At 53.6% G+C, this 13,108-nt stretch carries 11 protein-coding genes; 5 read left to right on the forward strand and 6 right to left on the reverse strand.

Going from position 1 to position 13,108, the window contains the following annotated elements:
- Nucleotides 1-42: 42 nt before the first annotated feature.
- The 3 genes from ABLV12_RS26170 to ABLV12_RS26180 all read right to left on the reverse strand — a co-directional run bounded on the left by ABLV12_RS26170 (nucleotide 43) and on the right by ABLV12_RS26180 (nucleotide 4,397).
- Complete coding sequence (locus ABLV12_RS26170; protein WP_064397687.1) at nucleotides 43-648, reverse strand: NTP transferase domain-containing protein; 606 nt, start codon at nucleotides 646-648, stop codon at nucleotides 43-45.
- Between the two features lie 65 nt (nucleotides 649-713).
- Nucleotides 714-1,172 carry a (2Fe-2S)-binding protein gene (locus ABLV12_RS26175; protein WP_004103181.1) on the reverse strand — a complete coding sequence of 153 codons (459 nt, stop codon included), beginning with the start codon at nucleotides 1,170-1,172 and terminating at the stop codon, nucleotides 714-716.
- Nucleotides 1,173-1,184: 12 nt separating this feature from the next.
- The gene (locus ABLV12_RS26180; protein ID WP_325905827.1) at nucleotides 1,185-4,397 is read right to left on the reverse strand and encodes a molybdopterin cofactor-binding domain-containing protein; all 3,213 of its coding nucleotides are present in this window, start codon (nucleotides 4,395-4,397) and stop codon (nucleotides 1,185-1,187) included.
- Nucleotides 4,398-5,408: 1,011 nt separating this feature from the next.
- Here ABLV12_RS26180 and ABLV12_RS26185 point away from each other — a divergent pair.
- Nucleotides 5,409-6,848 (forward strand): sugar porter family MFS transporter, encoded by a 1,440-nt coding sequence (locus ABLV12_RS26185; protein WP_004113687.1) that lies wholly within the window; start codon nucleotides 5,409-5,411, stop codon nucleotides 6,846-6,848.
- Nucleotides 6,845-7,279, forward strand: a complete 435-nt coding sequence (locus ABLV12_RS26190) for a PTS sugar transporter subunit IIA (protein WP_004103186.1) — start codon at nucleotides 6,845-6,847, stop codon at nucleotides 7,277-7,279. The genes ABLV12_RS26185 and ABLV12_RS26190 overlap by 4 nt, the downstream gene beginning before the upstream one ends.
- A 96-nt stretch (nucleotides 7,280-7,375) precedes the next feature.
- On the opposite strand, the gene uraH is transcribed toward ABLV12_RS26190, so the two are convergent.
- Nucleotides 7,376-7,786, reverse strand: coding sequence for a hydroxyisourate hydrolase (gene uraH, locus ABLV12_RS26195; RefSeq protein WP_016808859.1), 411 nt, complete (start codon nucleotides 7,784-7,786; stop codon nucleotides 7,376-7,378).
- A gap of 213 nt (nucleotides 7,787-7,999) precedes the next feature.
- Here uraH and ABLV12_RS26200 point away from each other — a divergent pair, with 213 nt between their 5' ends.
- A complete protein-coding gene (locus tag ABLV12_RS26200; RefSeq protein WP_023321204.1) occupies nucleotides 8,000-8,527 on the forward strand; it encodes a lipocalin family protein in 528 nt (175 codons plus the stop codon).
- A gap of 77 nt (nucleotides 8,528-8,604) precedes the next feature.
- On the opposite strand, the gene ABLV12_RS26205 is transcribed toward ABLV12_RS26200, so the two are convergent.
- Complete coding sequence (locus ABLV12_RS26205; protein ID WP_004103192.1) at nucleotides 8,605-9,099, reverse strand: hypothetical protein; 495 nt, start codon at nucleotides 9,097-9,099, stop codon at nucleotides 8,605-8,607.
- Between the two features lie 232 nt (nucleotides 9,100-9,331).
- Entirely contained in the window at nucleotides 9,332-10,972 is a 1,641-nt protein-coding gene (gene pckA / locus ABLV12_RS26210) for a phosphoenolpyruvate carboxykinase (ATP) (protein WP_004103194.1), read from the reverse strand.
- Nucleotides 10,973-11,287: 315 nt separating this feature from the next.
- Between pckA and ABLV12_RS26215 the strand changes: the two genes are divergently transcribed.
- Nucleotides 11,288-12,181, forward strand: a complete 894-nt coding sequence (locus ABLV12_RS26215; protein WP_348867472.1) for a LysR substrate-binding domain-containing protein — start codon at nucleotides 11,288-11,290, stop codon at nucleotides 12,179-12,181.
- A 59-nt stretch (nucleotides 12,182-12,240) separates the two neighbouring features.
- Nucleotides 12,241-12,927 carry an RluA family pseudouridine synthase gene (locus ABLV12_RS26220; protein WP_004103197.1) on the forward strand — a complete coding sequence of 229 codons (687 nt, stop codon included), beginning with the start codon at nucleotides 12,241-12,243 and terminating at the stop codon, nucleotides 12,925-12,927.
- Nucleotides 12,928-13,108: the final 181 nt, after the last annotated feature.

Below are 13,108 nucleotides of genomic sequence, written 5' to 3' on the forward strand. Positions count from 1 at the left end.
GATATTGTCTCTGCTTATTTTTTCTGATGACGTCCATCAACGCTATCCGACAGCCGTCAGATCCTTGCGGCAGCGGCGCGCGACCGCAAGATACTGCTGCGGAGTGTCTACATCCCAGTGAATTCCCTGATTCTCCACCGGGATAACGCGTACTGCCATCTGACCGATGACCTCCCTCAGGGTGGCCTCTTCCGCCGCGTGGTTAATCAAAGATATCGCCCGCTGCGGCAGAAGTACCGGGTGGCCTTTTCCGCGATCGTAAGCCGGAATGAGGCAGCTTTCCGCGTCGGCGTTGGCCCATAGCCTGCGGTACACGCCCGGCGTGACCTCCGGCATATCGCCCAGCGCCAGAAAGAAACGCGAAGCGCGGATATGGCTCACCCCGCACTGAATCGAAGAGAACATGCCCTCCTGATATCGCGGGTTAAAGACCACCTCAACGCCCGGATGGCCCTGATAGCACGCGGCCAACTCATCGCCGCGAAACCCCGTGACCAGCACCACCCGATCGCAGAACGCCAGGGCGCTGGCAAGGGCGCTATCCAGAATCGTTCCTTCACCCCACGGCATCATCATTTTCCACTTGCCCATGCGGCTTGAGAGCCCGGCAGCCAGCATAATGCACTGCTTATCGACTTTTTTGCTCATTGTCATCCTCCTCCTGCAGCCGAAAAAGCGCCGCCGTCAACTGGCGACGGCGGCGCTTACGACGGTCAGGATTTCAGCACGGCTTTAATCGAGGTGATGATCGGCTGATATCCCGTACAGCGGCAGATATTTCCCTCCAGCGCCTCTTTCAGCTCATCGTCGCTGGGGGCCGGGTTGGCATCCAGCAGCGCTTTAGCGCTCATCAATACGCCGGGGGTGCAGAAGCCGCACTGAACGCCGCCGTGACGAATAAAGGCATTCTGCAATTTTTTGCCGACCGGATCGTGATGCAGCGCTTCGACGGTAGTGACCTCCGCCCCGTTGCACTGGGCGGCCAGCAGCAGGCAGGAGCAGACCGATTTTCCGTCCAGAATGACGGTGCAGGCGCCGCACTCACCCACCGAACAGCCCTCTTTGGTGCCGGTTAACTTGAGATCTTCACGTAGAAAATCGATCAGGCGGACATTGTCTTTAACATCGCGGGCAATGCGGATGCCATTCACTTTTAGCTCAATATGGTTCATGTTCATGGCTCCTTATTTCTTCTGCTCTGTCATGACTTCCTGCAGCATCTGCCGGAACATATCGATAAATACGGGGACTTTATAGGGGGCTGACCAGCGTCCGCCGATGGCTTTTTCTACCTTGTCGTGAAGCACGCCGGCCGCATAGTCGATGGTGGCGGCGTCTAGCGTCTTACCGGTGAGCGCCTGCTCAACCTCAGTCAGCCGCTGCGGTTTAGCCATCAGCGCGCCATCCACCAGACGGCACAGGCGAACCACGCCCTTATCGACCATGAACTGCCCGGTTAAGCTCTGGCGCGTAATGTTCAACGCATTGCGCCGGCCAAGCTGCAGATAGCGATTGATCAGCGGTTGCTGCGTCGGCGCCGGCAGGATAAAGCGGACCACCAGCTCATCGGGTTCAAGAAGGGTGCGATAGCCGCCCACGACGAATTCGCTGACCGGCATCCGGCGCGTTCCGCGCGCGCTGCGCAGCTCGACTTCCGCATCATAGATAATGAGCGGCGGCATGGAGTCCGCGCACGGGGCGGCGTTGACGATATTGCCGCCGATCGTTGCCCGATTGCGCAGCTGCAGGGAGCCGACGGTTTTACAGGCAGTGACCAGTAGCGGATAGCGTTGCTGAATCAACGGATGCTTAACCAGATCGGTAAAGCAGACGCCGGAACCAATTGAGACGCCACCCTCAACGTCAAAAATCTCCTTCAGCTCCGCCAGCCCGGCAATATTAACAAGCGGCACTTCGCCGGACAGCATCCGGGCCTGAACCAGCACATCGGTACCGCCGGCAATAGGCATTGCCCCCTTCTCGGCCATCAGCTTCAGAGCCTCTTTCAGGGTTTGCGGGACGCTCAGGGACAGGGTGTTGAGGCGGTGAACCTGTTTCTTATCGCCCGATTCCAGCATCTGCTCGCTCTGGCGTTCCGGCTTCTTAAGGTTATAGCCGAGGCGAACCTGTTCAAGCGTCAGCGGCAGGGTCCGGTTGGGTCGGTCGATGGCGAAGCTCACCGCATTGTTGAGGGCAGCAGCGCCCAGTTCGAGCACCGGTTCACCGATAACCTTCGCCCCCATCGGGCCCGCTTTATCATAGTTTTCCACCGCGATGATATCGATGTGCGGCATATCCTTGATGGTCGGCAGCAGATAGGTATCGAAGTTTTCCGATTTCACCACGCCGTGCTCGGTGTTGAAATCCTCCAGCATGCCGTAGCCGATCATCCCCTGCAGCACGCCGCCGTAAACCTGGCCGCTAAAGCCAACCGGGTTAATGACTTTTCCCACATCGTGAGTGGCGACGACGTTATTGACGGTAATTTTACCGGTGCGCATATCCACCGCCACGTCGGCCAGCTGGCAGCCGTATACCCAAGTGAAATAGGGGCTGCCGCAGCCTTTCTCTTCATCCCAGTGAATATTCGGCGCCACGTGCCAGCCGTAGGCGGAGAGGTTTGCCCCGGTAGCCCGGGTCATATCGCACACCTGCTGGAAACTGAGACTCAGCTCCGGGCTGTGACGGTTGAACACTTTGCCATTTTGCCAGGCAATATCGTCAATGCTCTGCGCTTTTAGCGTTTCCCTGACGGCGTCCGCCATGCGTTGTTTAATTTTGTTCGCCGCGCTCAGAATCGCCTGCCCGCCCATCAGGGTACCGCGCGAAGCGACCGTTGAGCCGCCGTCGGCGATCATCGCGGTGGCCGGTTCGCTAAACATCACCCGGTCGAGCGCAATTCCGAACGCTTCCGCCGCCAGCAGCGACATGGTGGTCTGCAGCCCCTGCCCGTTCTCGGATACCGAAGTGGAAATGTTCACGCTGGCGTCGGCATTCACCTGAATCAGGGCCGAGGACGCATCCAGCCCCTCCGCCCCCAGAGAGCAGCCGCGATGGCTCAGTGCGAAGCCGATCCCGTAGCGAATCGGGCCGCCTTCCGCGTTAAGTTTTTTATAGTGCTCGCGTTTGGCCTCGTATTCGGCCTTGAGCAGCGTCTTCTCCAGCACCTCCTGCGCGGAGACGGTATGTTCGCTGAAGACCTGCCCGGCCATGCTGGTATCGCCCTGTTTGAGAATATTGCGCAAACGGAATTCGACGGGCGACAGTCCCAGTTCGCCCGCCACGTCATCCATCAGCGATTCGTTGGCGAAAATGACCTGCGGCGCGCCGTAGCCGCGGTAGGCCGAAGTGTAGTTGTTGTTGGTATACACCCCCACCAGATCGACGCGCACGTTAGGAATATTATAGGGGCCCGCCGCCTGGACGGAACTGCGCCAGGTGACAAACACCGTCTGGCCGCAGTAGCTGCCGCCATCGGCGATGATGTCAATTTTAATCGCCTGAATACGCGCGTCGTCGTCCACGCCAATGCGGTATTTCATCTTATAAGGATGGCGCTTGTAGCTCTCGCGCATCGACTGTTCACGGTTATAGGAGATCTTAACCGGCCGTCCGGTCAGGTGCACCAGCAGCGCCGCGCGGCAGGAGACATTATCGATAATGTCATCCTTACCGCCGAAGGAGCCGCCGAGGACCGAACGCTTAATATTGACTTTCGCCTGGGGCAGGTCGAGATATTTGGCAATCACCGCCCGGGTGCGGTGAGCGTTCTGAATCGACCCTTCAATGGTCATGATCTGTTCATTATTGTCCAGATAGGCAGTAATGGACTCCGGCTCAATATAGCCATGCTCCTGAAAACCCACTTCATATTCACGTTCAAAGATATGGGTGGAGGCGGCAAAGCCGGCTTCTATATCGCCCTTCGCCGTGTGGTGGCGATTGATGATATTGCTATCGAGTTCGCTGTGGATAAGGCGCGCCCCGGGCTTCATGGCCTCTTCCGGCGAAGTAATCGGTTCCCACGGGGTATAGGTGATTTTGATTTTATCGACGGCAATGCAGGCCGCCTCATAGGATTCCGCCGCCACGACGGCTACCACGTCGCCGCGGTAGGCGATCTCCTTGTCAATAATCGGCGGATGATCGGGAACAATCGCCCCCAGTTTGCGCTGGCCGGGTATATCGTCCCAGGTGGCGATGCGCACGACCCCCGGGACTTTTTCCGCCTCCGACAGGTCGAGAGAATCAATACGCCCGGCAGGGATATCGACGTAGCGGCATACGCCATACAGCATATTATTCATGGTGATGTCATCGCCGTAGACAGCTTTACCCGTCACCTTGGCGAGCCCGTCTACGCGGGGCACCTCACTGCCAACAAGCACTGTATCCATATTATTCAGTCTCCACTCACAAAGAAAGATGACTGAATAAAGCAATGGCTATGCCACCTATAAATAAAGGGTTATTTGAGGGTAAGTTATGTGAAGCATCTCTAAAAAAACCTGCCGCTGAAATAATATGACATGGATAAGCCTGCCGGGTAATTATCAAAAAGAGAACAGGCGTATCACTATGATAATCGGTTGTTCTCAATTCTCTTTCCCGGGGCCGCCCCGCCGCTAATCATTGACGACATACATAGATCTCAGCCTTCGCTTGCGGTCAAAAAGCGGACTCAGGAGGTTAAGCCGTGAATGTTAACGCTCGCCACGGCAGCAGCTTTTTGCCATCAAATTTCGAATAAAAATTAAAATAATTTCAATAATGGAATTTAAGTTCCATAAAATATGCGGTAAACAAATGTGATATATATCATAATTTTAACAATACATCGGCATACTGATAGCTACCCCCCCCATTTGCAAGCTAAAAAATTACTCTATATATCAGATGATTATAAACAAATCCCTTGTATAAACAAGGCTGCTACACTTACCTCACAAAACACAATCGAAACAAAACTTTCAAAATGTGATCTGTTTGCATTTTTATTTCACTTATTGCGTCAATAATAACGTCTCACTAAACGCACTCTGCCCGCCTTAATGGCGCAGCAGAAATCCTAACCCCCCGGAGGATGCAATGAAGGAAGTGAGATCAGGATTTATCAGAACCGTTTATATTGGCCCACCCCTTTTCCACCCTCACGCTGCCGGGGACTTTCTGAACGTCGACCATCCCGGAGGACCCAGCCCCGCATCTACCGATGATTCATCATTAATCAAAAAGAAACCTCTTTGATCGGTTTTATTTAGCGCATAGCAATCGCGCTAAATAGTTGCACTAAGAACAAAAAATTATTTCATCCCGACCGTGCTTCGCCTGGCGCAAAGGCAGGCCATGACGGGGATGGGATGACACGTTTTTATCTCGTGCCGTTAATCAAAACAAAAGGTATAAAAATGTCTCTTATTATGAATCTGAACCTACAGCAGAGAAAACGACTACACCAGATAACCCTGGTTGCGACATTTGGCGGCCTGTTATTCGGTTATGACACCGGCGTTATTAATGGCGCATTTTCCTCTCTGAAACAATATATGGCGTTGACGCCGACCACTGAAGGTCTGGTCATGAGCGTATTGCTGATCGGCGCTGCGCTAGGCAGCGTGTTCGGGGGAAAATTCGCCGATTTCTTTGGCAGAAGAAAATACCTGCTTTTTTTATCCTTTATTTTTTTCATCGGCGCACTGATGTCCGCTCTGGCGCCAGATATCACCGTACTGCTTATTTCACGTTTCATCCTCGGCTATGCCGTCGGCGGCGCTTCGGTCACCGCCCCCACCTTTATATCTGAAGTCGCGCCAACGGAAATGCGCGGAAAACTCACTGGCTTAAATGAAGTCGCGATTGTCATCGGCCAGTTAGCCGCATTTGCCATCAACGCCATTATTGGCATCCTCTGGGGCCATCTGCCCGACGTCTGGCGCTATATGCTGATGGTACAGACCATTCCCGCTATCTGCCTGTTTATCGGCATGCTGCGTTCGCCGGAAAGCCCTCGCTGGCTCGTTAGCAAAAACCGCCATGAAGAAGCGCTGGAAATTTTAAAACAAATCCGCCCGCTTGAACGCGCAACCAAAGAATTCAACGATATCACCACCTTAATTAAGGCCGAAGCCGATAAAAAGCTCCATTCGCAAAACGCCTTTATCACCATCCTTCAGACGCCATGGATTTTCAAACTCCTGCTGGTAGGGGTGATTTGGGCGGCGCTGCAGCAGACCACCGGGGTCAACGTCATCATGTACTATGGCACTGAGATCCTGAGCAGCGCCGGATTCTCCGAAAGAACCTCCCTCATCTGCAACGTACTCAATGGCGTGTTCTCCGTCGGCGGCATGTTATTTGGCGTTCTGTTCCTGGTCGATCGTTTTAAGCGTAAAACCATCATTATTTATGGTTTCGCGATCATGGCTACCCTGCACCTTATCATTGCCGGCGTAGACTACACCCTGGTCGGCGACATCAAAGCCACGGCCATCTGGCTGCTCGGCGCGATGTTCGTTGGCGTAATGCAGGGGACGATGGGCTTTATCACCTGGGTGGTGCTGGCGGAACTCTTTCCGCTCAAGTTCCGCGGACTGTCGATGGGCATATCGGTATTTTTCATGTGGGTGATGAACGCCATCGTCAGCTATCTGTTCCCATTATTGCAGGCCAAGCTCGGGTTAGGCCCGGTGTTCCTGATTTTTGCCGCTATTAACTACCTGGCGATTATTTTTGTCGTCACGGCGCTACCTGAAACATCAAATAAATCGCTGGAGCAGCTGGAAGAAGAGCTGTCGGCCAATAAATCTTCAGCACGACTCAATGCAGCAACAAAGGAAAGCGGATTATGATCGATAACATTACGCAAGATAATCTTCATCTGTCATGCCGGGCGAAAAATAAAGCGGAAGTGCTGGCGATGATTGGCGCTGACTTTAAGGCCAGGGGTTATGTCAGTGAAGATTGCGTGGCCTTTCTTGCTGAAAGAGAGCGCCAGGTCTCCACCTTTTTAGGTAACGGCATTACGCTGCCGCATCTGCCTAAATCAGCCACAAACATCATAGTTAAAACCGGCGTTGAGATTTATCAGTTCCCTGACGGCGTAATCTGGGACAGAAATAACGTCATGTTCATTGCCATTGGCGTGATTGCTAAAGAGAGTGAGCACATTGATGTGCTAAGAGAAGTCGCGTCAATCTTTAGCGATGAAGTTATCGCCAGAGCGCTGTCATTGATTGCCAATAAAGCGGACTTTTTAAGGATCCTCCAGCAAAACCAATAAGCACGGCGCGCTACCGAAAGTCGTCAGATAAAAGCCTGCTTGTAAGCAGGCTTTTGTTTATTATGGCGTGAGGTAAAGCGTGTTTATTGCGAGCGATCAGCTGCCTTTATAGGTGGAATAGCCATACTGGCTGAGCAGCAAAGGAATATGTAGCTTTTCATTGGTGCGCGTCACGGTAAAGAGAACCGGGATCTCCGGGAAAAATGATGCCAGTTTCTGCTTATTGAAGTCATCGCCGGTTTTGAAGGTCACTTTGTAAATCCCCGGCTGCATATCCTCTTCTGCCGGATACAGCGATTTAATTCGGCCATCGTTGTCGGTTACGCCGCTTGCAAGCTCGGTCCATTTATTCGCCTGCTGTTTTTCCAGGGTCACCGTCACGCCCGAGGAAGGCAGCCCGGTTTGCTGATTGAGAATATGTACGCTGAGCGTCCCGGTGGGAGCACTAAACGCTGCGGGGATGAAAGACATAGCAGATAACAGAACCAGACCGGATAATTTTTTCACAATGTTTTCCTGTTGCGGATAATAACAATTAAACGTTAGCAGCTGCGCTGTGAAAATATATTCAATTTTTCGTGATAAACGCGGTTATGGAAACAAGCGCAGAATGCTATTCGTCCCGGGGGCGATAGATTTTTCTGAATATAACCTCAACGATCGGGAAAAGAATAAGCCTGCGCTATACTTCCTGTTCCTGCGTTCACAAAAGGACTTCACATGAAGATATGGCCTGTTCTGACTGGCGTTGCTATCGCATTAACCCTTGTCGCCTGTAAATCCCCCACGCCACCCAAAGGTGTCCAGCCCATAAGCGACTTTGACGCGAGTCGGTATCTGGGCAAATGGTATGAAGTTGCCCGCCTTGAAAATCGTTTCGAACGCGGCCTGGAGCAGGTCACCGCGACCTACGGTCAACGCAGCGATGGCGGCATTAGCGTAGTTAACCGTGGTTACGATCCGCAGAAACAAAAATGGAACGAGAGCGAGGGTAAAGCTTATTTCACCGGCGCTCCTGATACTGCGGCGCTGAAAGTCTCCTTTTTTGGCCCGTTTTACGGTGGCTATAACGTGATCGCGCTGGATAGCCAGTATCAATATGCACTGGTCAGCGGCCCCGATCGCGGCTATCTGTGGATCCTGTCGCGCACGCCGACCATCCCTGACTCCGTGAAGCAGGAGTATGTGAGCATTGCGCGGAAGTTGGGCTTCCCGGTCGATAAACTCGTCTGGGTGACCCACAGATAAAAGGCTGAATCCACATTATCTTCAGCGAACCAACGCGCTGAAGATAATGTTGGCATAAGGCGGAGGGCGAAAAATAATCAGTGTGATGTCTGCTGGTTCGCATTGGCCGCATCTTCTGCGGTTTTAGCGGGAGCGATACTCTCTTTAATTTCTTTTGTTTTATTCGCCGCATCGTTGGCCAGGTTATTGGCATCAACAATCGCGCTGTCTTTAATTTTGCCAGCTTCCTGCACGATTTGGTCGCTTTTCTGCCGGGCATCCTGCTTGACGGCATCAGCCTGGGCCTGGGCCTGCTGAGCAATTGCTTCCGCTTTTTTATCCGCCTCCGCCTTGATGCTGGAGGCCTGGCTGCTGAGATTGTTGGCCTCGTCCGCCGCCTGTTTTTTTATTGCATCAATGTGTTTATCAGCTTCATCCTTAATTGCGTCGGCTTTATCGGACGCCGCCTCTTTAATTTGTTGGGCGTTATCTTTTGCTTTATCCAGATTAGCATCAACCTTTGAGGAATCATCACAGCCGGCAAGAAATAAGCATACGGCAGAAGCGATTAGCGTTTTACTCCAGAGTTTCATAGTCATTCCTTTATTTATCGATATCAGCGTATCGAGGGATCATCGCAGCGGAGTTACCAGGATAATTCTCATAACAATAATGCCATGAGGTTATTTTGACCCAATCCTGAGCCCTGCATCCCTTTATTTATAATCGCTAAACAGGCAGAGTCAAGTTCCTGCGCCATTCACCCGGCGATGGCTAACGTAAAAAACCCGGGCGGCTGCCCGGGTTGGTCGCTGAAAAAATGCCTTAGGCCGTAACGGCTGATTTTGTCAGCGTCGGACCGGCTAACGCCAGGCGGGCGCCGGCTTCGGTATCGCTATATTGCCTGAAGTTATCCATAAACAACTGCGCCAGACTTTCGGCCTTCTCCTGCCATTTGTCGGCGGAAGACCAGCCGCTACGTGGGTCAAGCAGCGCGCTATCCACGCCTGGCACGGTTTGCGGAATAGACAGACCGAACACCGGGACCGTCTCCTCGCGCAGCTCACCGGTAGTGCCGTTTAAGATCGCGCTGATGATATTGCGCGTATCGCGTAGTGAAAGGCGCTTGCCCTCTCCGTTCCAGCCGGTATTCACCAGCCAGGCCTCGGCGCCCGATGCCGCCATTTTCGCTGCCAGAACGCTGGCATACTGCGTCGGGTGCAGCAGCAGGAAGGCCGCGCCATAGCAGGCGGAGAAGGTTGGCGTTGGCTGAGTAATGCCGCGTTCGGTTCCGGCCAGCTTCGAGGTAAAACCCGACAGGAAATGATACTGCATCTGCTCGGTTGTCAGACGGGATACCGGCGGCAGCACGCCAAAAGCATCGGCGGCAAGAAAAATGACCTTCGACGGATGGCCCGCGCGCGATACCGGTTTCACGATGTTGTCAATATGCGACAGCGGATAAGAAACGCGGGTATTTTCAGTCTTACTGCCGTCGGCGTAATCCACGCTGCCATCGGCTCTGACCACCACGTTTTCCAGCAGCGCGTTACGACGAATCGCGCCGTAAATTTCCGGTTCGGCATGCGGGTCAAGATTAATGGTCTTGGCATAGCAGCCGCCTTCGAAGTTAAACACGCCTTCATCGTCCCAGCCGTGCTCGTCATCGCCGATCAGCTGACGCAGCGGGTCGGTGGAAAGTGTGGTTTTGCCGGTGCCTGACAGACCAAAGAAGAGCGCCACGTCTCCCGCTTCGCCGCGGTTAGCTGAACAGTGCATCGAGGCGATCCCCTGCTGCGGGAGCAGATAGTTCATCACCGAGAAGAGACCCTTCTTCATTTCGCCGCCGTACCAGGTGCCGCCGATCAGCTGAATTTTTTCGCTCAGGTTAAAGGCGACAAAGTTCTCGGAATTCAGCCCTTGTTCCTGCCATTTGTCGTTGGTGCAGCCCGCGCCGTTGAGGACGACGAAGTCCGGCGTAAATTCAGCCAGCTCTTCCGCGCTCGGCGCAATAAACATGTTTTTGACGAAGTGCGCCTGCCAGGCCACTTCGGTGACGAAGCGGACGCCCAGGCGCGTTGCCGGACTGGCGCCGCACCAGGCATCGACAACATACAATTTTTTGCCGCTCAGCTGTCCGGCAACCAGCGTCTTCAGGTCAGCCCAAATCTCCGTGGATAACGGCTTATTATCGTTGCGGCCAAGGCCGGAATCGGACCACCAGACGGTGTCACGCGTCAGCTCGTCTCTGACGATATATTTGTCGCGCGGAGAGCGTCCGGTAAAGATCCCGGTATCCACGGCAACGGCCCCGGACTCGGTCATGACGCCGCGCGCCGCGCCGGTGAGCTCTGCACTGGTTTCATGCGCAATCAGCAAGTCGTAATCGGGGTTATAAAACAGCTCGCTGCTTTCCTGAATTCCGAGCGCAAGAAGAGCGTCTTTTACTGATTCAATACGTGACATGGCACTCCTGACAAACTATTGGCTGGATAAGATGCTATTCGGTTATTTCAACCCGTCAGTTCAGCAGATGGATTTATTTTAATAAAAAAACCATCGTGCAATTAAATAACCAGGATGAACAGACCAGAGCCGGCGATTTAAAATCGTGCTCGTGTAGGGTTTCGCCTGTACTTTAGAAATATCGTTGGCACGTATACCTCATAAGCTAACTCTGCTAAAAATGTTAACACCTGTAGGTAAGTATGTTAATTGCATAGTTTCTATGCGTTATGCTAAAATTGCATAGCATTTATTGCAGGAATGAGGAATGGATCGGTGCTGGCGAATCTTGAAGTAAAATGGCTTTACGATGTGATTGCCCTTGAGGAAGCCAGAAGCTTTACGCTCGCGGCCAAAAGCCGCAATATTTCGCAGTCCTCCTTCAGCCGCCGCATTCAGGCGCTCGAGTCTTCGCTGGGCTTCAGCATCTTCGACCGTTCGGCAAACCCGCTGCAGCTGACCAACCGAGGGAAGATTTTCGTTGGCTACGCACGTAATATGCTCGACGATATGGACTTCCAGATCAGCCGAATTAAAGGGCTGAACAACACCACGCAGAAAATAAGAATCGACGCCGCGCCGTCGCTTTCCGTTTTATTACTGCCAGAAATTATCGCCGGTTATACCGACCGGAAGAATAAAACTTTTCATGTTGAATCGATTAATGTCAACGATGCCGTATTTAATCTTAAAGAAGGCAAAAGTGATTTTATCCTGTCGTTTTATAATGAAGAGCTGATGAACTATCCGTTTATCAATCATAAAATTTTCGACTCAGCGTTGCACCTCGTTTCTCCCTGCGATAAGCACGGCAGACCGCTTTTTAATTTGCATCGCGGGGTGCTGCCGCTGATGAAATACGCCAACGACAGCTATATGGGACGACAGGTGAATCAGGTGATCGACCGCAAGCCGGAAATTACCTTCTCGCTGACCTTTGTCTCCTCAATGAGCGAGCTGTTAAAACGTATGGTCCTCAACGGCGACGGCGTGGGCTGGCTGCCGCAATACTCTATCAAGCGCGAGCTCGAGGAAGGCCGCCTGACGATAATGGATGAGAGCCTGTCCTTGCCGATCGGCGCCTATATTTATCGCTCCGGTGCGCGGCTCAACCAGTCCGCCGAACGTTTCTGGCAGCATATTAAGGCCATGAGTACCGTCACCGCATAGCTCGCGTGAAGGCGAATAATACGCTATTATCCGCCTCCACTCTCTCTCCGTGCAGCCTGATGTCTACCGTTATCGATACCTTTATCGCCCCGCCGTGCCACGCTGAAATCGATATCCTCTACCAGGATGACCATCTGCTGCTGATCGATAAACCCTCAGGCCTGCTGAGCCTGTCGGGGAAAAATCCCCTGAATCTCGACTCGGTACATTATCGACTGGTACAACAGTTTCCCGGCTGCACGCTGGCGCACCGTCTTGATTTCGGCACCTCCGGGCTGATGGTGATTGCGCGCAACAAGGCCATCAACGCCGCGCTCTGCCAGCAGTTCAGCCAGCGTGCGGTGAGCAAAGTCTACAGCGCGCTGCTGTGCGGGCATCTGGCGGATGATGAAGGAACCGTTGACGCTCCGATAGCCAAAGATCCGGCGCTGTTTCCGCTGATGACGATTTGCCCGCGCCACGGCAAACCTGCTCGCTCCGGCTATCGGGTCGTGGAGCGCCTGCGCTATCAAGGTCAAGTGCCGGTAACGCGAGTCCAGCTGACTCCGGAAACCGGCCGCACCCATCAGTTGCGTATTCACTGCCAGCACCTTGGCCACCCTATTCTGGGCTGCGATCTGTACGGCGGCATGGCGCTTCCGGGAACAGAACAGGCACCGCGCCTGATGCTGCACGCCAGCGAACTGCATTTCGTGCATCCGGTTAGCGGAGAGAGGATCGACGCCGTCAGCCCCAGCGCGTTTTAACTCGCTTCGCTCGCCAGCCCGACGCTCCCCTACGCCAATTGACGTCAACGCCTGAATTCGACTCGCTGACCGCGCTGCGACTTGCTTCCCGGTGGCGCTGTGCTGACCGGGCTACGGGTTCACAGCCGCCTGCGATCGGGTAGCCCGGGCAAGGCGCTTGCGCCGCGGCCCGGGGCAATTG

It is taken from the genome of Klebsiella sp. CN_Kp100, assembly GCF_040065315.1.
Lineage (GTDB): Bacteria > Pseudomonadota > Gammaproteobacteria > Enterobacterales > Enterobacteriaceae > Klebsiella > Klebsiella oxytoca.